Source organism: Spirosoma horti (assembly GCF_054776595.1).
This window is the reverse complement of record NZ_BAAHBQ010000006.1, coordinates 211,042-232,072: the sequence shown is the minus strand read 5'-3', so window position 1 is coordinate 232,072 and position 21,031 is coordinate 211,042. Positions and strand designations below refer to the sequence as shown.

19 protein-coding genes are annotated in these 21,031 nt (G+C 49.8%); 14 read left to right on the top strand and 5 right to left on the bottom strand.

All coding sequences use genetic code 11. The features are described from left to right. Nucleotides 1-119: 119 nt before the first annotated feature. The 5 genes from ACYVAM_RS19470 (at nt 120) to kynU (ending at nt 5,807) form a co-directional block, all read left to right on the top strand. On the top strand, nt 120-1,658 hold the full coding sequence (locus ACYVAM_RS19470) for a hypothetical protein (RefSeq protein WP_461070054.1): 1,539 nt from the start codon (nt 120-122) through the stop codon (nt 1,656-1,658). A 90-nt stretch (nt 1,659-1,748) separates the two neighbouring features. Then, nucleotides 1,749-2,114: a heavy-metal-associated domain-containing protein gene (locus tag ACYVAM_RS19465; protein ID WP_461070052.1), complete on the top strand. Its 366-nt coding sequence runs from the start codon at nt 1,749-1,751 to the stop codon at nt 2,112-2,114. A gap of 231 nt (nt 2,115-2,345) precedes the next feature. Further along, complete coding sequence (locus ACYVAM_RS19460) at nt 2,346-3,494, top strand: acyltransferase family protein (RefSeq protein WP_461070050.1); 1,149 nt, start codon at nt 2,346-2,348, stop codon at nt 3,492-3,494. Nucleotides 3,495-3,780: 286 nt separating this feature from the next. Further along, nucleotides 3,781-4,473, top strand: a complete 693-nt coding sequence (locus ACYVAM_RS19455; protein WP_461070048.1) for a carboxylesterase family protein — start codon at nt 3,781-3,783, stop codon at nt 4,471-4,473. 38 nt (nt 4,474-4,511) lie between these two features. Then, the gene (kynU, locus tag ACYVAM_RS19450; RefSeq protein WP_461070046.1) at nt 4,512-5,807 is read left to right on the top strand and encodes a kynureninase; all 1,296 of its coding nucleotides are present in this window, start codon (nt 4,512-4,514) and stop codon (nt 5,805-5,807) included. A gap of 110 nt (nt 5,808-5,917) precedes the next feature. Here the strand turns inward: kynU and queG are convergent, their stop codons facing one another. After that, nucleotides 5,918-6,874, bottom strand: coding sequence for a tRNA epoxyqueuosine(34) reductase QueG (gene queG / locus ACYVAM_RS19445; RefSeq protein ID WP_461070044.1), 957 nt, complete (start codon nt 6,872-6,874; stop codon nt 5,918-5,920). A 197-nt stretch (nt 6,875-7,071) separates the two neighbouring features. Here queG and ACYVAM_RS19440 point away from each other — a divergent pair, with 197 nt between their 5' ends. From ACYVAM_RS19440 to ACYVAM_RS19410, 7 genes are all read left to right on the top strand, one after another. Further along, a complete protein-coding gene (locus ACYVAM_RS19440) occupies nt 7,072-7,692 on the top strand; it encodes a nucleotide exchange factor GrpE (RefSeq protein ID WP_461070042.1) in 621 nt (206 codons plus the stop codon). A 94-nt stretch (nt 7,693-7,786) separates the two neighbouring features. Further along, nucleotides 7,787-8,956, top strand: coding sequence for a molecular chaperone DnaJ (gene dnaJ / locus ACYVAM_RS19435; RefSeq protein ID WP_461070040.1), 1,170 nt, complete (start codon nt 7,787-7,789; stop codon nt 8,954-8,956). Between the two features lie 517 nt (nt 8,957-9,473). Beyond that, nucleotides 9,474-10,379 (top strand): NAD-dependent epimerase/dehydratase family protein, encoded by a 906-nt coding sequence (locus tag ACYVAM_RS19430; protein ID WP_461070038.1) that lies wholly within the window; start codon nt 9,474-9,476, stop codon nt 10,377-10,379. Between the two features lie 331 nt (nt 10,380-10,710). Continuing rightward, nucleotides 10,711-11,229 (top strand): RNA polymerase sigma factor, encoded by a 519-nt coding sequence (locus tag ACYVAM_RS19425; protein WP_461070036.1) that lies wholly within the window; start codon nt 10,711-10,713, stop codon nt 11,227-11,229. Beyond that, nucleotides 11,216-11,839, top strand: coding sequence for a hypothetical protein (locus ACYVAM_RS19420; protein ID WP_461070034.1), 624 nt, complete (start codon nt 11,216-11,218; stop codon nt 11,837-11,839). Before ACYVAM_RS19425 ends, ACYVAM_RS19420 begins: the two co-directional genes overlap by 14 nt. Nucleotides 11,840-12,034: 195 nt before the next feature. Next, complete coding sequence (locus ACYVAM_RS19415; protein ID WP_461070032.1) at nt 12,035-12,382, top strand: hypothetical protein; 348 nt, start codon at nt 12,035-12,037, stop codon at nt 12,380-12,382. 32 nt (nt 12,383-12,414) lie between these two features. Continuing rightward, nucleotides 12,415-13,236 (top strand): sugar phosphate isomerase/epimerase family protein, encoded by an 822-nt coding sequence (locus ACYVAM_RS19410; protein ID WP_461070030.1) that lies wholly within the window; start codon nt 12,415-12,417, stop codon nt 13,234-13,236. 285 nt (nt 13,237-13,521) lie between these two features. On the opposite strand, the gene ACYVAM_RS19405 is transcribed toward ACYVAM_RS19410, so the two are convergent. After that, on the bottom strand, nt 13,522-14,523 hold the full coding sequence (locus ACYVAM_RS19405) for a glycoside hydrolase family 43 protein (RefSeq protein ID WP_461070028.1): 1,002 nt from the start codon (nt 14,521-14,523) through the stop codon (nt 13,522-13,524). Nucleotides 14,524-14,820: 297 nt separating this feature from the next. Next, nucleotides 14,821-15,297 (bottom strand): YybH family protein, encoded by a 477-nt coding sequence (locus tag ACYVAM_RS19400; protein ID WP_461070026.1) that lies wholly within the window; start codon nt 15,295-15,297, stop codon nt 14,821-14,823. A gap of 331 nt (nt 15,298-15,628) precedes the next feature. Here ACYVAM_RS19400 and bla point away from each other — a divergent pair, with 331 nt between their 5' ends. Then, nucleotides 15,629-16,531: a class A beta-lactamase gene (gene bla / locus ACYVAM_RS19395; protein WP_461070024.1), complete on the top strand. Its 903-nt coding sequence runs from the start codon at nt 15,629-15,631 to the stop codon at nt 16,529-16,531. Between the two features lie 186 nt (nt 16,532-16,717). Here the strand turns inward: bla and ACYVAM_RS19390 are convergent, their stop codons facing one another. Next, on the bottom strand, nt 16,718-18,289 hold the full coding sequence (locus ACYVAM_RS19390) for a glycoside hydrolase family 43 protein (protein ID WP_461070022.1): 1,572 nt from the start codon (nt 18,287-18,289) through the stop codon (nt 16,718-16,720). Nucleotides 18,290-18,634: 345 nt separating this feature from the next. On the opposite strand from ACYVAM_RS19390, the gene ACYVAM_RS19385 reads away from it, so the two are divergent. After that, nucleotides 18,635-19,456: an alpha/beta fold hydrolase gene (locus ACYVAM_RS19385; protein ID WP_461070020.1), complete on the top strand. Its 822-nt coding sequence runs from the start codon at nt 18,635-18,637 to the stop codon at nt 19,454-19,456. A 167-nt stretch (nt 19,457-19,623) separates the two neighbouring features. Here ACYVAM_RS19385 and ACYVAM_RS19380 read toward each other — a convergent pair whose 3' ends face one another. Further along, on the bottom strand, nt 19,624-20,880 hold the full coding sequence (locus ACYVAM_RS19380; RefSeq protein ID WP_461070018.1) for an MFS transporter: 1,257 nt from the start codon (nt 20,878-20,880) through the stop codon (nt 19,624-19,626). Between the last annotated feature and the right edge of the window lie 151 nt (nt 20,881-21,031).

Here is a 21,031-nt window from a genome sequence, read left to right as displayed (position 1 = left end):
AGCATAAAACATTGATTAGTAGTTGTTTGCTTACTACTAATCAATGTTAAAACACGACTTAAGTGTACGTCGTAATTTGCGCCATTTTTTCAAGTCGAGGCCATACTCATACCGACGTTATGACAAAAATACTTTTCTTCTTTTGGCTCATAGCGCTGACTGGTGTCGTTCAGGCGCAGCATCAGCACCACGAAGGCATGAAAATGCCCGCTCAGAATACGCCTGCGAACGGGAAAACTTCCGGCAAAACGGTTGCTGATACCACCCTGCCCATGGATCATTCCGGACACCATGGTATGAATATGGATCAGCAAAAGGGTATGGAAATGACAGGTGACATGAAAGCCCTGAATCAGGGCCTGACAATGGACACAACGATGGGTATGACGCACTCGTTATCGCGGAATTTACCCATGAACCGGAATGGTTCCGGCACATCGTGGCATCCCGACAATACGCCCATGTATGCCTACATGAGCCAGCCAACGCCCAAAGGCTGGAGTTATATGCTGCACTACGCCATTTATTTACGGTACACAAATCAGAATGGCAACAATCCTGACAGTCGGGGGCGTGGGCAGCAACTGGGGGCACCGAACTGGTTTATGGGCATGGCGCAACGTAAAGTTGGGCAGCGTGGCCTGTTTCAGGTGCGCGCTATGGTGTCGCTCGACCCGCTGACGGTGGGAAATGGTGGGTACCCGTTGCTGTTTCAAACGGGCGAAACATATAAAGGCCAGCCTTTGATAGATCGGCAACACCCACATGATCTTGTGTCAGAGCTATCCGTGAGTTACAGTCATGCGCTTAGTAAAGACGTAGATGTATATGGATACGTCGGGTATCCAGGCGAACCCGCCCTTGGGCCGCCTGCGTTTATGCACCGGATTTCGGCATTCAACAACCCCGACGCACCCCTCAGCCACCACTGGCAGGATGCTACACACATTTTGTTTGGCGTTGCTACGGCGGGTTTTCGGTACAAATGGGCCAAGCTGGAGGCATCGACTTTTAAAGGGCGTGAACCCGACGAGAATCGCTATAACTTCGATACGCCTAAATTTGACAGTTATTCCTATCGTTTATCCGTGAATCCGTCGCCTTCCTTTGCCGTTCAATTCTCGCAGGGATTTCTGCACAGCCCCGAAGAAGCGCATCCCGAAGAAAACATCACCCGAACTACGGCATCCATTTTGCACAGCAAGGGACTGGGACCTTCCAGCTATATAACGTCGGCGGTTGTTTGGGGGCGCAATAGCCACGATGGCGCTGGTGAGAATTCGTACCTGGCAGAAAGTAGCCTGCAACTGGATAAAGTAGCGGTTTATGGCCGATATGAAAACGTCAAGAAATCGGCGGAAGAGCTGGCTATCTACCAGCCGACATCATCGGGAGAGATCGGGAAAATCACCCGCGATCAGTCGTTTGTTATTAACAACCTGACACTCGGTATGAACTACCGAATCGTTCAGCAACACAGCACCGATTTGGTACTGGGCGCGCAGGTGACGACAAGTATGCCCGATCATTTTTTACAATCTCTTTATGGAAAAATGCCCATTTCGGGAGAAATTTACCTACGCCTGACGCCCAGCCTGATGACCATGAAAAGCATGAATCACGCGGGTCATGGTCAGATGAAGGGCATGAGCCGCTAAGCAGGTATTTTGTATAGGAAGTAGCGCTTCTTGCCGGGCACCATTTGGACTAAACTATCGTTATCAATTCACTATAAACCACATACCCCTATGTTGCGTAACCTGTTTCTAACCACCCTAACGTCATTATTGCTTATAGGCAACCTATTCGCTGGTGCACCAACCCGCGACGACAAGGAAAAGGAAGTGAAAATCAAGACATCGGCCATCTGTGGCATGTGCAAATCCCGTATTGAACGGAATCTGTCTTACGAAAAAGGTGTCAAAGAAGCGGATCTTGACGTGAAATCCAAAGTCGTTACCATCAAATACAATCCGGCAAAAACGGATATATCCAAATTAAAAGCGAACATCAGCAAAACGGGTTACGACGCGGAAGAAGTCGTGGCTGACGAAGCCGGTTATAACAAACTTCCGAGCTGTTGCAAAAAAGACAGCGGAATGGCTCATCAATAAACGAACTGACCCAAACAAACAGCCCCACGTCTTATGGAGACGTGGGGCTGTTTGTTTGGGTCGAACTAGCCTCATTTGAACGCATTGACTGATTGGGTAGCGCCTGTTGTGCTTGAAGTGCGATGCGTATATTCCCTAAAGGCATACGTTACGCCGGCCTAACGAGTAAACGCATTTACGCCTGTTTGACACTTTTTGTCTAACCTTGTGTTTTGTTTCTACACGTCTTCCATGCCAACAATTGCCTCTTCCCCTTTAGCCGGTGGCGCCCAGCCAAAAATTCGCTACCTCGATCACACCCGAATACTATTGACCATACTGGTCATTTTACACCACGTTTGTATTACCTATGGCGCCCCAGGTGGCTGGTATTATCGACAACCCACGACCCAGCTTGCCGCTAAGTTTGGGTTAGCGTTGTTTGTTTCCACAAACCAATCGTTTTTTATGGGGCTCTTCTTTCTGCTCGCAGCCTACTTTATCGAACCGTCTTACCAGCGCAAAGGAGCCCCTTGGTTTGTGCAGGACCGACTCAAGCGGCTGGGTATTCCGTTGGTGTTTTATTCGCTGGTTCTCTCACCAATAATGAACTTTTTAGTATACCGCTATGGCCAGCATCAGCGGGCCACTTTTTGGCAATTTCTAATCGGTTACGACGACTGGATCGATCCGGGTGTGTTGTGGTTTGTTGCGGCTTTGCTGACGTTTACGTTGATTTATGTGGTTCTACGGCAACGCTACACGCTACAGTACGCTATTCAATTACCCCCAATGAGCGGTATTCTCCTGTTTGCCGTTGCTCTTGGGCTGGTCAGTTTTCTGGTTCGGCTGGTCTTCCCTATCGGCTGGGTATTGCCCTTCCTGGGCTTTCAGTTTAGTTATTTTCCCCAGTATGTAGTCTTATTCGCTGTAGGTGTAGTGGCTCGCCAGAATAAGTGGCTCGATCAACTATCGATCCGGGAAGGAAAGCGATTTGGGTGGTTAGCCTTGGGTTTTGTTGGGATTGGTTTCCCATTGCTGTTCGTGGCAGCGATAAAACTACAGTTGTCTATTGACAATTTTAGTGGAGGATGGAACTGGCAATCCCTGCTATTATGTCTTTGGGAACAGCTAACGGGCCTGTCAATCAGTATGGCTTTGTTAAGCTATGGCAAATACCATTGGAATGGTAATAATGCGTTTCTGGATAAGCTGGCCCGAAGTGCCTACAGTACCTATATTTTTCATCCACTGCTCATCATCAGTTTGTCGCTGCTGGTAGCCGGTGTGTCGCTCGATCCCTTCCTGAAGCTCATCTTTGTTGCTCCATTAGCCGTAATCGGCTCTTTCTTGATTGGCCGACTTGCGTTGACGATTCCCGGGGCCGACACGATTCTCTAGCCGCGACTGTAAAACAACTCTACCTATTCAGCATTATCAGGCACTGATAGCGTTTTGCAATAGCCATGGCGGGAAGTCAACTGTCTTTGATCTGGGTTTAGCCTATAGTTTTCCTGTCGTTAAGTCGCGAAATGTTTGCTGTTGATCAGGAGGAAAAGATAGAAGGTTTCAGAATTTGAAGCATTCCCACCAGGCTGACCGCACTATAGCTGATTGGAAAGACTTTTTCTGATCCAAGCTGAATTAAGTGGATAGTTCACAATCTTTGTGAACAACTTCTCCTTCCATGCGCTCCCAGTTGCTTTGTGCGTTTATCAGCCTGTTTATGTTAACCCTACCGCTAAAAACGCAGGCGCAGCCTACGGCCAAAAACTACGTGAAATACCCGTATCTGCTTTATCTGCCAAAAGAATATAACACCAATAAAGCCAAGTTTCCTATAGTTATTTATCTGCACGGCGGGTCGCAGGGAGGACAAGATTTAAGTAAATTAAAGACATACGGACTACCGCACTTGGTCGACAGAGGCCGGGATTTTTCGTTCATTATTGCCTCTCCCCAATGTCCGGATGGCAAATTCTGGTCGACCGATAACTGGTTCGATTCGCTGTATGCTGAACTGACAACCAAGTACCGGATTGATCAAAAGCGCATCTATTTGACCGGTATCAGCATGGGAGGCTATGGCGCTTGGCAAACCGCCGTAAACTATCCGGACAAATTTGCGGCTGTGGTTCCCTTATGTGGCGGCTGTGATGATTCGACACGGATTTGCCGGATCAAACATATTCCGATCTGGACATTTCATGGAACGGCTGACGATCTAATTCCAATCTCCGAAACAGAGCGATTGGTGAAACGGTTAACTGATTGCCGGGGGAAGATTAACTTCACTCGGCTGGAAAAAGAAGGCCACGGCATTCAATACGTGTATGAGGATAACGCCCTATATGCGTGGTTGCTGAAACAGCATAAGTAGCTTGAAACCGGAACTTGAAAAACGTACAGACTCCATCCATGATCTACAAAAATACCCTTGATTTTGCCCGGCAACTCGATCAGGCCGACCCGCTTCGTTCCTATCGTGACCGCTTCCATATTCCCCGGCGCAACGGGCAGGATCTGATCTATCTCTGTGGTAATTCACTTGGGTTGCAGCCAAAAACGGCCAGGGAAGCTTTAGAACAGGAACTGGATACATGGCAAAATCTAGGCGTTGAAGGCTGGTTTGATAAACCCGAAGCCGCCGAGCAACCGTGGCTCCGGTATCACGAAACCTGTAAAGATGCACTGGCTCAGATTGTTGGGGCGCTGCCCGCCGAAGTTTGCCCCATGAACGCCCTGACGGTGAATCTTCATTTACTGCTGGCCTCCTTTTACCGGCCCGGTGATGCGGTGAATGGGTCGGGTAACAAAAAATACAAGATACTGACCATCAAAGGGGACTTTCCATCGGACCAGTACGCCCTGGAAACCCATGTGAAGCAGTATAATTTACAGCCATCCGATGCGATCATCGAAATCGCTCCAAGACCCGACGATAATCTAATTCACATAACGGATATACAGGCCGCTATTGCCGAGCATGCTGATTCGCTGGCGTTGATCTGGATGAGTGGCCTTAACTACTATACGGGTCAGGTTTACAACATGGCCGCCATTGCCGAAACGGCGCGAAAATATTGTGTTCCCATTGGGTTCGACCTGGCCCATGCCATCGGTAATATCCCTTTGCGACTGCACGATTGGGGTGTTGATTTTGCCACCTGGTGTTCCTACAAATACCTCAATGGCGGCCCTGGTGCCGTATCGGGGGTGTTTGTGCATGAAAAACACCACGATCAAAACTTACCCCGACTAGCTGGTTGGTGGGGCTATCGGGAAGACAAACGATTCGAGATGACGCCCGGATTTTTGCCCGCTCCTGGTGCGGATGGCTGGCAAGTCAGCACGCCCAATATTCTGGCTCTATCGCTGCACAGGGCTGCCATTGCCATCACGGCTGAAGCTGGCATGGTGGCGCTCCGGCAAAAAAGCGAACAGCTGACGGGTTTTCTGGAGTCTATACTGAACCAATTGGAAGAAGTCATTCTCCTGACCCCCGATGATCCAAACCAGCGTGGCTGTCAACTGTCGCTGCTGGTCCGTAAAAATGGCAAAGGTTTGTTTACTTATCTGGTGGAAAACGGCATCATTGGCGATTGGCGGGAGCCGGACTGTATTCGGTTGGCACCAACCCCTTTGTACAACACTTTTGAGGAGGTGTGGCGTGTTGGCGAGGTATTAAAGGCATACTATGCAGCACAGGAATAGTTAGGCTGCTCCTGTGTAGATTCACGGGTCATCTGTATAGCACTGCGGACAGGATGGCCGCGCTACAACCTATCGTGCCTACGGCACTTACAGATTGGCAATTAACTACTTTACTCGTTACCGGATGAGTCGTCCGTCGAGGAAAGGAAGGCAATATTGCGTTTCAACCCGTCCAGCTTAGTCCGCTTAACGGCCGATCGGCGGAATATCTCCCGGAAAACGTCTTCCGTAATTTCTTTCCAGTCGGTTTTGGTTAGACTGGCCAAGTCGGGATGAGGGTCGAAGGCGGGCGTTTTATGGGGGCGGGCGAACCGGTTCCAGGGGCACACGTCCTGGCAGATATCGCAGCCAAACATCCAATTCTCGAATTTTCCCTGAACTTCGGTCGGAATGGCTTCTTTCAGCTCAATGGTAAAATAGGAAATGCACTTACTGCCGTCAACCACATAGGGTCCAACGATGGCATCGGTCGGGCAGGCGTCGATGCAACGGGTACAGGTGCCGCAATAGTCCGTTATCGGGCCGTCGGGTTCCAGCTCCAGGTCGAGAATCAGTTCGCCAATGAAGAAAAATGAACCGATCTCCCGATTGATCAGGTTCGTGTGCTTGCCCACCCAGCCAAGCCCGGCGCGTTTGGCCCAGGCCTTATCCATGACCGGCGCCGAATCGACAAAAGCGCGTCCGCCCACCTCGCCAATTTCGTCCTGTATGAAAGTCAGTAAATCCTTTAGTTTGTCCTTAATAACAAAGTGATAATCAGTGCCGTAGGCGTATTTGGATAGTTTAAGGTCATCATCGCCTTCGGGAAGTTTTTGCTCGGGGTAATAGTTAAGCAGCACGGTTAGCACCGATTTTGCATCATCGACCAGCAACCGCGGATCCAGTCGTTTATCGAAATGGTTGGCCATGTAATTCATCTGACCGTGCATCCCATTTTTCAGCCAGGTTTCCAACCGGGGCGCTTCCTCTTCCAGAAAATCGGCTTTGGCCACCCCGCAAAAATCAAAGCCCAGTTCAGCGGCTTTTGCTTTGATGAGTTGCGTGTAGTGGCTGACAGACGAAGGCATAGGAGACAGACTAAATTAAAAAGACTGGAATAACAAAAAGAAAACACAGCTGAGCCGAATATAAATCCGGCAAATCTATCAAATCCAGAAGATACAAATCTGGATACTGTGTGCCAAGTTGGCAGGAAATGCGGTTTTGGCCGGTCTTTTGCCCATCTTTGCTTATGAATTTCTGGAAGAGAAATAGAAGCTCAGTAATGGAAAATAAAGACATTTTGGATGATCAGGCATCCAGCGATACGCAACAACCTGACAACCTGACAACTGCAACGGCGGACGGTGAAGAGGCTGTAACGGTGAATGGTGGAGAGCCCACCGAAGCGGAAGAAACGACATCGACGGAAAGCGTCGAGGCCGAAGCCACCCCGGTTGAGCCCCAAAAAAACGGCAGTGAAGTAGCTGAACTGAAAGATAAATATCTCCGTTTATACGCTGATTTTGAGAACTTCCGTCGGCGCACCGCAAAGGAGAAACTGGAGTTGATCAACAATGCGAATGAGGGTGTATTGAAAGCCCTGATCCCAGTTGTTGACGATTTCGAACGGGCCATGCAATCCATCGATAATACAAACGATGTGGCGGCTTTGAAAGAAGGCGTTTCGTTGATTTATAACAAGCTGTTCAAGACGCTCGAAGGAAAAGGCCTGAAGCCAATGGTTTCTAAAGGTGAAGCCTTTGATGCTGATCTGCACGAGTCTGTTACGCAATTCCCGGCTCCCAGCGACGATCTGAAAGGGAAAGTGATCGAAGAAATCGAGAAAGGATATTACCTGAATGACAAGGTCATTCGGTTTGCAAAAGTGATTGTAGGAAGTTAACATAATGATTGAATGATAGAATGACTGAATGATAGAATGGGTTGGCATACGCTATTCTATCATTCAGTTATTCTATCATTCAACATTGAAAGATATGGCAACGAAGCGCGATTATTACGAAATACTGGGCGTTGACAAGAACGTCTCGACAGAAGACCTCAAGAAAGCCTATCGTAAGATGGCTATCAAGTACCACCCCGACAAGAATCCGGATGACCCGACCGCCGAAGAGAAATTTAAGGAAGCGGCTGAGGCTTACGATGTCTTGAACGATCCTCAGAAAAAAGCGCGGTATGATCAGTTTGGCCATGCCGGTATGGGTGGTGCTGCTGGGGGCGGATATGGCGCTGGCGGCCCATCGATGGAAGATATATTCAGCCAGTTTGGCGATGTCTTTGGCGACGATTCACCGTTTGGTAGTTTCTTCCGGGGTGCTCAGGGTGGTGGCGGTGGTGGTCGGCAGCGCGTTCGTCGTGGCTCCGATCTGCGCATCAAACTGAAGTTGAATTTGCAGGAAGTTGCCAACGGTGTTGAGAAGAAGATAAAAGTGAAGCGCCACGTTACCTGTAATACCTGTGGCGGCAACGGCTCTAAAAATGGCACGGCGGTACAGACCTGTTCGACCTGTAGCGGTACGGGCCAGACGCGCAAAGTGGTCAATACGATGCTTGGCCAGATGGTTTCGACCAGTACGTGCCCAACCTGTAACGGCGAAGGTAAACTTGTCACCGACCGCTGCGACGCCTGTTTCGGTGAAGGACGCGTCTTGCAGGAAGATGTTATTCCAATCAAAATTCCGGCTGGTGTGGCCGAAGGCATCCAACTGTCGGTTGGTGGTAAAGGCAACGTTCCCCCACGGGGCGGTGTTGCCGGCGACTTGCTGATTGTGATCGAAGAAGAGGAAGACATAGACCTCAAACGCGATGGGAATAACGTCGTGTTCGATTTATACGTCAACTTTGTCGATGCGGCCATTGGTACCAGTGTTGAAGTGCCGACCATTGATGGAAAAGCCCGCATCACGCTCGAACCCGGTACGCAAAGCGGGAAAATCCTCCGTTTGAAGGGAAAAGGTATTAAAGAGCTAAACGGCTACGGACGGGGTGACGAACTGGTTCATGTCAACGTCTGGACGCCCAAAATGCTATCGGCCGAAGAGCGCGGTATTCTTGAAAAATTGCGCAACTCGCCGAACTTCCAGCCAAAGCCCAATAAAAATGAAAAAGGATTCTTCGACAAGATGAAGGATTTCTTTCACGGATAAGTAATTATGGCATACAAACAAAAAAGCCCCGGATTTGGGGCTTTTTTGTTTGTATGCGAATGGCTATGTACTTCTTATTGGTCTAGTCAGCTTGTATCGGGCGACGGCTGCGGTTGCCATGGATAAAATAGTTAGAAAATCGCGCCAGTCGATTGTGACCATAATTACATCCTTGACATCACACTACGAAATAGTAGTACAGAATCAACGTGAACCTTTCGGCCGAGCAGCCTAAACCCTTCGTGCAGGCGTTGAGCAGGTTAGTGAAAGCGCCCTTTCCGGCAGCTTACGTCGGTTGACGGCTCATCACCGAGGTAAAACCAGCTACGCTGTTTCCATCGTAAGAGGCATGTTCTGGTTCAACGGGCCTGGCTTTTTTGAAACGTGTTATTTTTCGTAGGATTGGTTAGAAAGGGCGTAAACGCTACTTTATCTCCCTTTCACAGCTTAGCCAGCTCCAGTTGAAATCTTATTGAAATCTGTCTAATTACTGTCAATCGCTAACTCGGGCAAACGCATGACTAAAAAGCGCATATTATTTACAGGAGGATCGGGAAAAGCAGGCAAACATGTCGTGGCTTACCTGCTCGAACAGGGGCATAAAGTGATGAATGTAGACCTAGCTCCTTTGGATCACCCGGGGGTAGCTAATCTGGTTGCGGATACGACCGATTCAGGCCAGATGTTCAATGCCATGAGTTCATATACGGACTTAGATGAATTGGAGCCAGGGAATGGCATACCCAAATTTGATGCATTAGTCCATTTTGCTGCCATACCCAGGATCTTACTCAAGCCGGATAATGAAACGTTTCGGGTCAATACCATAGGTACCTACAATGTAATCGAAGCTGCTGTTAAACTTGGCATTCGAAAGATTATCATTGCCTCTTCAGAGACCACGTATGGGATCTGTTTTTCAGATGGTAAAACTAATCCTAAATCGTTACCGCTGGAAGAGGATTACGACGTTGATCCTATGGATAGCTACGGCTTATCGAAGGTTGTCAATGAACAAACGGCCCGTAGCTTCCAGCGCCGGTCAGGCTTTGATATTTATGCCCTTCGTATCGGCAATGTGATTGAACCGCACGAATACGCTGATCTGTTTCCCGCTTATCTGGCAAACCCTGAAGTGCGCCGTCGGAATGCCTTCTGTTATATCGATGCGCGTGACCTGGGCCAGATTGTGGATTTATGCCTGCAAAAAGATAACCTTGGTTATCAGGTTTTCAATGCGGGCAATGATGAGAATGGGGCCATCCTTCCCAGCAAAGAACTGGCCGAAACATACTTCCCCGGAGTGCCCATCAGTCGCGAATTGGGGGAAAATGAAGCCTTGTTTTCCAATCGTAAAATCCGCGAAGTACTGGGCTTTAACGAACAGCATAACTGGCAGAAATACGTGAAATGGAGCTCGTAGCCTAGCGTCTATCAGATACTATCGCCCAGCCGAACGCCGTTAGCGGGCGGCTGGGCGATGATTTATTAAAAATCGGGTCTGTTCTGCTGAAATATACAGGCCGGGCTAACGCCCATGCCCGGCCAGATTTTGTCCGTTGTGTGTTTGACTTTTCCTCGCCCTCCCCGCATCCACTCGGAATTCGCGGGACCATTTCAATCATTGACAGCATTGTTCCGTTCGCCCCATACCTAAGTCGGGTTACCAAATTTTCTTGAACAGACTGTAGTTTTTGGGTATAACCGGCTACTAACTGGTAGGTTACAGTGCAAAACCTTAACGTATCAGGACGATGGCTGACCAGTTGGAGCAACCCTTTCTTAACCAGATCAATGACCACTTTGGCATTGCCCATAAGGTGTGCCGCTTGTACTGCCAGGACCCCGAAGAGCGGGCCGATCTGTTGCAGGAGATGCTGTACCAACTTTGGAAAGCCTATCCAAGTTTCGGCGAACGTTCCAGTTTTACCACCTGGATGTATCGGGTGTGTCTGAATACAGCCCTGACCTGGCATAAGAAAACTACCCGTAGGAACTGGGAGCGCCTTTCGCTCAGTCATCAGCAGATACCGGAGCCAGCAACTGGCCCTGAGGAAGAACAACGGCAGGCCCTTTTTCAGGCTATCGCCACGTTGTCTCCTTTAAATAAAGCCATTGTGCTTTTATACCTGGATGAGGTAAGCTACGAAGAGATCGCCACCATTACCGGTCTGACAAAATCCAACGTGAGTGTACGGCTGGTACGCATCAAAAAAGAACTGGAAGCACAACTCAAAAAACAAACAAATTCTCCTGACAATGTCAACTCTTGATCAACTCAAACAACATTGGGAGCCATCCGGCAAAGCCTCCGCTGCTGACGGGCAGACGCGGCTGGATGAAGCCTCCCTTCGCAAAATCATTACGTCCCGCGTGCGTAAGCATACGAAAGCCAGCTTTCACTATTTCTGGGCTTCGTTTACCCTGCAACTAGTCGTTTATGCGATGTGTAGCCACCTTGTCATCAAGTACTGGCCACAAACACACATTCTGTTACTGAGCCTGTCAGGTATGTTGTTATACCTTCCGTTTACCATTGTCCTGATGAACAAATTTAAGCGGGTCGCCAGAGGCCAGCTTATGAGTAAAGAGCCGGCTTCAATCCGAGACTACCTGGCGGAGCAGTACCAGTTACTGGACGGCTTTTTTACGTTCAAGAAGCGGTATGAGTTGCTACTGATCCCGATTAGTGGGGCCATTGGAGTTATCCTGGTTTTTACCCTGTATGTGCCGGGAGGAGTGCGCACTTTTCCCGGCGGTGCGCTCCTTACCTATGTCCTTACGCTGCTGTCCTGTTACGCTGCTATTCGCGCCGAAAATAGGAAAAGCTTCGTTAAGCCGCTCCAACAGCTCAAGACGCTGCTGCGGGAATACCAGGAGTAAGGCAGAAACCAGGTGACTGTCACCATACGTTTCAGAAAATCGTTGGCAAAATCGCCTGATATCTGAACGCCTTCGATAGAGCCGCTAGCGTGGGCGATGAAGTTATCTGCCGAGGACGCTACGTTATAAGTCAGTTTAGGCATGCTAGTACAAATTGTGAAAAAAAACGGCTGGTTTTCGCAATTCTGTTGAGCGTTGGCGCTGCTCAGGCGCAAAAAAAGGGATTTCCTCAAACACCGGGAGTCGTGTCGTATACATAATCGAGATAGCTTTGCTAAAAACGTAGCGGCTACGCTCGATACCATCAAGTCATTGGGAATTACCGACGTGGCATTTTCCAATCGGTTCGGTGAAACAGCCGCCGAACTACGAAAATTCCTTGACGAACGGGGCATGAAATGCTCTTCATTTGGAGTTGGCTATCCTGATCTGCAAAACAAACTGGCCGACGTTGGTCAGAATGCCAAAACGCTTGGTGCGCAATACGTCCGGGTGGCGCAGGTGCTGCAGACGATAGCTTATCAAAAAAACATTAATGACTAACCGTATACTGCAAACCGACGACCAGCTCCGCTATGCAAATTAAATTCTACGCGCCCCAATGGGGAAATACGTTACCGTTTGCTACGTTCTGCCAGAACGTGAAAGCCGCTGGCTACGATGGGGTGGAAATGGCCTTGCCCCTGGAAGCCGATGAGAGCCGGGAAATTGTAGCTACGCTTACCGACTATGATCTTGAGTTGATCGGCCAGTACTGGCAATCGTTCGAAAGCGATCTTGACGAACATAGTCGGAACTATGAAAAGTACCTCCGGAATCTGATTGCCGCGCGGCCCGTTTTCATCAACTGTCAGACAGGTAAGGATTTCTTTACGTTCGAGCAGAACAAACACCTGTTCCAACTGGCCGACCGTGTTTCAGCTGAAACAGGCGTGAAAATTATCCACGAAACGCACCGGGGAAAGTCGCTGTTTGCGGCTCATATCGCGCAGGACTATTTGACTAAGCTCCCTGATCTGCGCATTTGCCTCGATATTTCGCACTGGTGTAACGTCCATGAATCATTACTGGATGATCAGACCGAAGCGGTGAAGCTGGCTATATCCCGTACCGACCATATTCACAGCCGGGTGGGGCATCCGGGAGGGCCTCAGGTTAACGATCCCCGCGCTTCGGAATGGGAACTGACCCTCAATACGCATTTGGCCTGGTGGGACAAAGTCGTTGAAACATACCGGGCAACTAATACCAACCGCTCCGGCGACTCGTTGACCATTACAACCGAGTTTGGTCCGGCGCCCTATATGCCCGTTATGCCTTATACCCAGCTTCCCATTGGCAATCAATGGGAGATCAACGTATTCATGATGAACCTATTAAAACAACGCTATGCCTGAGCCGTGATGAACTATACTCATTGGAAAACAAAGCGTATTGATTGGTCAATGGAGGGCCGCCGATGAGGTATACGCACCCTGTAGCGGCAAGGTTTGTAAGCTTCCTGGGGCATCACAAGGCCGGGAAAGAGCCTTTTAGGGCTATTCTCGCACCCATACACTTGGCCGTTATTCTGCAAACGGTCAAGTATGGTTGTAAAATACGATCAATTTCTGCAACGATTGCCAGATCGCTGCAGAACGAGTTATGTTCACCAAGCAGATGAGCCAGGAAGTGTGGTTTTATTAAGGTATGTATTGTTTTCCAACGATCAGTTTGTCTCCCGATAGATCGGCTTCGAATAGGCAGGGAATACGGACGGTGCGCCCATTTAGGCTTCTGTGGCTATGCACTGACATAAGTAGCTTCCCATCGAGCGTGGTGAACAACATGCCATGGCCAAAATTAGATGGGGTGATCGGGTCTTTTTCCTGTATCCAGGGGCCATCAAGCGTGCCACTTTTTGAATAAGCTACCCCCTGCGTGTAGACGTCGTAAATCCAGCTCGTCCACAGCATACCCAGTCGGCCGGTTTTGGTCAGGAATAGAAACGGCCCGTCGGTGACTTTGTTCGGTCGGTCGTGGCCGGTCGAATCTTTTTCGCGGCTCCAGGGCGAATCGCTGGCGCGGAACAGCAGTTTACCCTCGCCCAGGCTGCCGCTCAAATCGGGCTTTAGTTCTATTTTTTCGATGGTGCCGTTATTGTTCTGCAGCCATTCGTAGCAATACACCATATAGGGTTTCCCGTCCTTGTCGACCCAAAATGTACCGTCGAGCGTAGGTTTGGTGGCAGGCAGGTAAGTGGCATCATGCATGGGTACATAGGGCCCGTCGGGCTTGTCGCTGACAAGTATATGACTGGCTCGCCGTTCGATGATGTTTTTTCCAACGGTATCAATTTTGACCGCCCGGTTGGTGAAGGTGGCGAAATAGTAGTACTTGTTTTTAAATGAATGCAGTTCCGCGGCCCATATCATTGGTTTAGGTCCCATCCACGAGCCGGGGTCTGTCTGGGCGACCGGGTAAGGCCCTTCCCATAGTTTCAGATCAGCGCTTTTCCAGAGCATACCACCCGTTCCGGTCATGAAGTACCTGTTTGTCTTTTTGTCAGCCAGAATAAACGGATCGCTGAGCCGAATCGAATCAAGTGGTACGTTTTTCCGGATCTGGCCCACGCCGAATGGCTGTGCGTTTAGCCTTTGTAAGATGATCAGCAAACCGAATAATAGTAATCCTGCAATTCTCATGGGGCTTATCCAGGTAGACGAGTACTCATTAATAAGCGATCATTCCTTTTTTTTACTCGTACCGATAAAGCCCTGCCCGATCGGCCCTGTCCTTCGAATGGAGTTAGCCAGTTATTGACAAGCTACAGATTAGGGATCAATAGTCAGATTTCGTGAATTCGCAGTGCCCTAAATGCTATCGTTTGGGGGCACTTGCCGTAGAAATAGGGGCACGTTTTGCTGACAACGTGGAGGGTGATACGCGAATTGTTCGTAGTAACAAGCCAGAAAAACTTCCACATGTTGATAATCGGGCATTTACTCAGTAGCGGGTTGAATAATTTCCCGAATGGAGGCCCAGCCGGTTGGACTCTGTTTATAACGGACGTACACAACCTGCGCACGCCCTTTGAAGATGAAGGGTTTCCCCCCAATTTTGGGTGTGCCTTTAATCGTAAAAAGAGCCTGTTCGATAGCGGTGTCCCCTTGAATGAACAGACTCTCGACCTGGTTGTCTTCGAATGCTAAGGTAAATCCCTGAAATGTCCCTGCCAGATCGGCTTTCACCGCATCACGGCCATTTAAATACTTTGTATAACTAAGCGCTTTAATGACGTCAGGATGATGATAAGAAAGGATAGTGGCTACATCCCCCTGTGCGAAGGCGGCCCGGATAGCCTGACTTGTTTTTTCTAACGAGGCTCTATCTGTTGCTGATTGAGCGTACGTCTTGATAAAGGAACTTACTACCATCAACAAAGCAACAGGTAAGAGCAGGTATCCCGGGGTTTTCATACGGCAGGTTTATATGTTTGCTAAAGATGCAGGAAATTCCCAAGCGTTGCCTGTTAGTCACTCAAGCGTCAACTAATATTATGGATAAGAATTACTTATCTTGCCAAATGTGGGTTAATGCTACTTGATGTTGACGTAAAGCGGATGCGCTTGCTCAACTTCCGGACCAATTCTCGGAAGCATAAACATCAGGTGTTTCACGAATGGGTGATTTAGTGAACGAAAGAGTAGAAATTCATTGATTGGCCTTACGCCCTTAAACTCGACACTCAATGAAGCCTGATTGAGATGGCCTGTTTAATGAAGCAAAGCCAGTTAAAAGCAAGATTATATGATTAAACACCTTCTGTTGCCCGTAGCGCTGTTAGTTTCAGCCTTTATCAACGCTCAACCCAGCAAACAGACGGAGGCTAAAGGCACCCGCCTTTACGACCAGCTTGAACAGATTGCTTGCCTTGCCCAGGGACGTGTTGGGGTAGCGGCAACCCTGATCGAAACGGGTAAGTCTATGTCCTTTCATGGGGATGAGCATTTTCCGATGCAAAGTGTTTATAAATTTCCCATCGCCATGGCTACCCTGCACCAGGTTGATGAAGGCAAATTTACTCTGGATCAGTTGGTTCATGTTACGACCGGAGATTACGTATCCGAACGTCAGCACAGCCCCCTCCGGGATAAGCATCCGGGCGGTGCTGACGTAACCCTAAAGGAGTTGTTACGCTATGCCGTATCGGAAAGTGACGGGTCGGCTAGCGATGTTCTAATGCGGTTGGTTGGTGGGCCACTAAGCATCATGACCTACCTCAAAAATCTGGGTATCCGCCAACTGATGGTGGTCAACACGGAGAAAGAAATCGGGACCCATAACGCCATACAATACCGTAACTGGGCCCGACCGGATGAAGCGGTAACCTTACTGAAGGCCCTGCAACAGGGACGCGGGTTAACCGCAACAAGCCGGACCCTGTTGCTGCAACTAATGACCGATACAGAAACCGGACTCAAGCGTTTGAAAGGGCTATTGCCCATCGGAACCCCAGTGGCCCACAAAACGGGTACATCCTGGACCCTGGACGGGATTACGGCTGCCACAAACGACATTGGCCTGATTACGTTTCCCAATGGGCAGCACATGGCCCTGGCCGTTTTTATAAGCGACGCCAAAGCGGACCAGACCACCCGGGAAGCCGTAATCGCCAAACTGGCAAAAGCTATTTGGGATAGCTGGCAATGAATCCTGTTCAATCAGCCGGGGAACGGAACGGTAGTCGGCTGACGACTTGTCTACTCACAACAACGCTTTGCTCCGGTTGGCTACATATGAGAACAGGAAATCAGTCAGTTAATAAAGCGAATAAATAGCTAGCCCTCCGGATCCAGCCTTTACTAATGATGAGTGTTTTATTGCCCAAAATCAGTACTAGTCGTCATACCGAATACTCAACGTCCGAACCCGGCTGCTTACCTGGTCTTTACCGTTCAGGCTGATACCGACACGAGGAGCCCGATCCCAACGAGGTAGAAAAGAGCCATCTAAGGGGCTGTCCATTAGCCGCTTATATTCACCAGCTTTGGTGCGCCAGCCGAACTCATAAAGCTGGCCTCCTTTGCTCCGTAATTGTAGCGTAATTAGAGGGGCTCCTGCTGGAAGGGGGTGCGTCGTTAGAACCTTGCGCACGCCTGCTTTAAGTTGCCAGACCTCGAGCCATCCAGGCCGAATGCCAATGCCTAATTGATTTTGGGCATCTCCATACACACACAAACTTTGGAGCAGATCGGATCGGGGGAGAATATCGGCCGACAGGGAATAGGTTCCTTTTCTGATAACGAGCCCCAGGAAGGTGCCTCCCGGACTTGAGCCCTGACGAACAAGCTGTAATTGTCCCTGATTGACTCGATAGATGGGCTTGGGAAGGCTAACATCCCAGACCCAGGGAGTCTGCTTGATGGCTTGGCTAAAGTTAACACGTAGGTCCGGCTGTCGTTTCTGCCGGGCCTGTAGGGGTGACTCCGCCTGCCTGGGCGTTGAGCGGCCATACCGGAAAGCGGGCCATTGGCTTTGCTCATCCCAAATTAATTCACTCAGCACACCCTGACGGCCGGTAAGGGTAAAGTCGACGCCGTTATAGGCATGATGTAAATAGAAGTAACGCTGATCAGGTGTAACGACAACAGTACCATGTCCAGGACATTTCCAGGTGGTATCACTGACTAAAATGGGGTTGTTGGCGTATTTCTCCCAGGGCCCCTGCAGGGTCTCGGCCCGAGCCAGACCGACCTGGTAATTACACGCCAGCCCACAACAGGCGTTGCCTGAGTAAAGCATGTAGTAATAACGACCCCGTTTGAAAATTGCCTGTCCTTCGGCTCCGCCCTTTTCCCAATTAGCGGGCTCCGCCTTGATGAGCGTAAAGGCGGGCCCACTAACCTTAAGTCCGTCAGCAGCCAGTTCCGCCCCCAGGATTTCGATGGGCCTACCCTGATCCAAGCCGTAGGCTTTCCAGGTAATGAAGCGTTTGCCGCCGTCCTCTATGATAAAAGGATCAATGGCTTCGCTAGTCCATTCGAGTAATAAGCCATGATCGGTGAACCCTTTGTTGAGCTCGCGTGTGGTCGCCACTCCGATAAACGAACGCTTGTCGGATTTTCGCCGAGCGGTGTAATACAGGTAATAGGTGCCCTTCCGATAAAAAAGCTCGGGTGCCCAATAGCTACCCATTGTCCAGGCGGGTAGTTGGCGAAAGGCAGGGCCCACATAGGCCCAGTTCACCAGGTCTTCCGAGGTATAGATGGGGAAGGCTGGCCCCCACTCGGAGGATGTACCAACGGCAAAGTAGGTGTTCCCGATCCGAATGATGGACGGGTCGGCAAAATCCCCTTCAATAACGGGATTGGTGTAGGTGAGGCCGTTGCCAGACCCAGGCGTGGATTGAGCTACTGCCTGGCAGGCCATAACCAGACCAAGTAAAAGGGAAAGAAACGATTTTCTCATCGGGTGAAGGCTTGATGCTGGTCTTGGAGCACTGAGTACCGAAACAATTCCAGGACATGGCGCTAAGATAGGTAGCTGACTTCGCTTCGTTTGGTAAAAATAGTGTCAGGAGACGTTATGATGAACACAAATCCTCTCTTTGTACTGGAATACCAGTTGTTTGTACCGTTCGCTTCGGCCTTCTCCTGGTAATTTTGATCCGGCAAACGAATTTACGTTATTACTTTACTACGCATTGATTGAACGCTATACGAGCTGCCCGTTAACCGGATCAATGAGGTAAAGGAAACGAAAAATACCGGTTTCTAATTTTTCATCTACTCTCTACAATTAAATCGTACAATCATGGGCAAGATCACAGTAAAAGACGGTACCGAGATTTTTTACAAAGATTGGGGAACAGGCCAACCGCTTGTTTTTCATCATGGCTGGCCTTTATCAAGCGATGATTGGGACACCCAATTGATGTTTTTCGTGGAGCGAGGATTTCGCGTTATTGCCCATGATCGCCGGGGACATGGCCGTTCATCCCATACATCTGATGGCCATAATATGGACACCTATGTTGCCGATGTGGCCGAGTTAACCCAATTCCTCGATCTAAAAGATGCGATCCACATCGGCCATTCAACGGGCGGTGGCGAAGTGATTCATTACGTGGCCAAACATGGCCAGGGCCGAGTCGCTAAAGCCGTGCTGATTAGTGCAGTTACACCCCTAATGGTCCAGACAGAAGCCAACCCTGACGGCGTTCCCATGTCGGTATTTGACGAAATACGGGAAGGGACGGCTAAGCACCGCCCCCAATATTTTCAGGATTTCACACTTCCATTTTATGGGTACAATCGGGAGGGGGCAACCATCTCACAGGGAATCCGGGATAATTGGTGGCGCCAGGGCATGATGGGAAGTATCAAAGCCCATTATGATGGGATCAAAGCCTTTTCAGAAACCGATTTTACGGAAGATCTCAAAAGTGTGGATATTCCTGTTCTGGTACTGCATGGCGAAGATGATCAGATCGTTCCCTTTCCCATTTCCGGAGCCAAGGCGGTTAAGTTGTTGAAACATGGGAAATTGATTTCGTATCCTGGCTTCCCGCATGGTATGCCAACTACCGAAGCGGATACCATTAACGCTGACCTGCTGGCGTTTATCAACTCATAATGAATCAATAGTCACTGATCTAGTACCATTCAAAAAAAGCTGCCATTAGTTCTAATGGCAGCTTTTTTTGAATGATATAAGCCATGTTTATCAAGAACTTAATTGTTGGCACGGCGGTAAGCAGATGAGTGCATTACCATGTTCTGTTTTAGTCAACTGACGACTTTTTAGGCACCTTCCTCTTTTTCCTGTGGTCCCGTTTCCGGCACGAAAAACCACAAAACGGCCAGGGCAACCAGGGCTAGGGCCGCCAGTGTCAGGAAGGCAACATTGTAGCTGGTTCGCTGGAGAAGACCACCGGCAAAGGCGTTGCTGAGCGAGGAGCCCAGCCCGACAGCCGTGGCAATGGCGCCCTGTGTGGTATTAAAGAGCCCACTGCCACGGGTTAAATCTGAGACGATCAGAATAGAAAGCACCCCGAATATACCCGCACCCACGCCATCCAGAATCTGAATAGCGACCAGAAGCATGGGGTCATTCGTCAGTGTGTAGAGCAGCCCACGGATGGGGAGCACGGCGAATCCGATAAGTAGCAACCGCTTGCGTCCTTTGGGTGCCAGCTTCCCCGTGAGGTGGCTGACGGGAATCATAACCAGTTGGGCGACAATAATACAGGCCGACATGTAGGCCGATGAGGCCCCGGCGTTGATGCCTTTCGCCAATCGTTGGCCCAGCAAGGGCAGCATGGCTGCATTGGCAAAGTGAAAAAGTACACAGGCCAGCGCAAAAAATAAAACGGATCGGTTGCTCAGCACCGCCCGGATGCCGGTTGGCTTCCCTTCTGAATCGTCCGGTTCGTCTTCCGATCCTTGACCACGCGCCAGCTCATGGTCGATATCGGTTTCGCGGATGCGCCAGACGGCTATGCTACTGAGCAGCGACATAACGGCCAGCAGCACAAAGATTCCTTCCGTTCGAAGGTAATAGCCAATCAGGCCCGCCATCACCGCTGCAAATACGTTTCCTGCGTGGTTGAATGTTTCATTTCGACCCACCCGTCCATCGAGTGCTTTGGGCCCGACCAGTCCGAGCGTCAGGGCAGCAACGGCGGGAGTAAACCAGGCAGCCGCTATTCCCATCATGGCCTGACCGCCTAGAATGACCCCGTAGCGTGGCCAGGTAATGGTGAGCAGGGCAGCGGTAGCAATCAACAGCGACGCCACAACGGAATAAATACGTTTCCGGCGCGTACGGTCGACCAGGGCACCAGCGGGCGTCTGGGCCACTACGGTCGCAATGCCCATAACCGACATCGCGATACCAATTGTCTGGGCGTCCCAGTGCAACGTTGTGAGCAGATAAATAGCCAGATACGGCCCCAGGCCATCGCGGACATCGGCCAGAAAAAAGTTAGCCGCGTCCAATGCGCGCAGACTGCTTTTATGAGCTTTATGTTTCGGAGTTTTAGCGGGCGCGTCGATCATTTTTGCGTAAATGAGTAGACGGTTGAACGCATAAACACGTCCCTAAACAGCGAATTCGCTAAACGGAGTCCGGCCGAATCTGGCAACCAACGGATACTGTGAAATGGTTTCATAACGACGAGTTTTTACTAGTGATGAGCATACGTAAGTT

Coding starts and splice junctions, on each gene's coding strand:
- ACYVAM_RS19470 (WP_461070054.1), top strand. CDS start 120: ATGACAAAAATACTTTTCTTCTTTTGGCTCATAGCGCTGACTGGTGTC.
- ACYVAM_RS19465 (WP_461070052.1), top strand. CDS start 1,749: ATGTTGCGTAACCTGTTTCTAACCACCCTAACGTCATTATTGCTTATA.
- ACYVAM_RS19460 (WP_461070050.1), top strand. CDS start 2,346: ATGCCAACAATTGCCTCTTCCCCTTTAGCCGGTGGCGCCCAGCCAAAA.
- ACYVAM_RS19455 (WP_461070048.1), top strand. CDS start 3,781: ATGCGCTCCCAGTTGCTTTGTGCGTTTATCAGCCTGTTTATGTTAACC.
- kynU (WP_461070046.1), top strand. CDS start 4,512: ATGATCTACAAAAATACCCTTGATTTTGCCCGGCAACTCGATCAGGCC.
- queG (WP_461070044.1), bottom strand. CDS start 6,874: ATGCCTTCGTCTGTCAGCCACTACACGCAACTCATCAAAGCAAAAGCC.
- ACYVAM_RS19440 (WP_461070042.1), top strand. CDS start 7,072: ATGGAAAATAAAGACATTTTGGATGATCAGGCATCCAGCGATACGCAA.
- dnaJ (WP_461070040.1), top strand. CDS start 7,787: ATGGCAACGAAGCGCGATTATTACGAAATACTGGGCGTTGACAAGAAC.
- ACYVAM_RS19430 (WP_461070038.1), top strand. CDS start 9,474: ATGACTAAAAAGCGCATATTATTTACAGGAGGATCGGGAAAAGCAGGC.
- ACYVAM_RS19425 (WP_461070036.1), top strand. CDS start 10,711: ATGGCTGACCAGTTGGAGCAACCCTTTCTTAACCAGATCAATGACCAC.
- ACYVAM_RS19420 (WP_461070034.1), top strand. CDS start 11,216: ATGTCAACTCTTGATCAACTCAAACAACATTGGGAGCCATCCGGCAAA.
- ACYVAM_RS19410 (WP_461070030.1), top strand. CDS start 12,415: ATGCAAATTAAATTCTACGCGCCCCAATGGGGAAATACGTTACCGTTT.
- ACYVAM_RS19405 (WP_461070028.1), bottom strand. CDS start 14,523: ATGAGAATTGCAGGATTACTATTATTCGGTTTGCTGATCATCTTACAA.
- ACYVAM_RS19400 (WP_461070026.1), bottom strand. CDS start 15,297: ATGAAAACCCCGGGATACCTGCTCTTACCTGTTGCTTTGTTGATGGTA.
- bla (WP_461070024.1), top strand. CDS start 15,629: ATGATTAAACACCTTCTGTTGCCCGTAGCGCTGTTAGTTTCAGCCTTT.
- ACYVAM_RS19390 (WP_461070022.1), bottom strand. CDS start 18,289: ATGAGAAAATCGTTTCTTTCCCTTTTACTTGGTCTGGTTATGGCCTGC.
- ACYVAM_RS19385 (WP_461070020.1), top strand. CDS start 18,635: ATGGGCAAGATCACAGTAAAAGACGGTACCGAGATTTTTTACAAAGAT.
- ACYVAM_RS19380 (WP_461070018.1), bottom strand. CDS start 20,880: ATGATCGACGCGCCCGCTAAAACTCCGAAACATAAAGCTCATAAAAGC.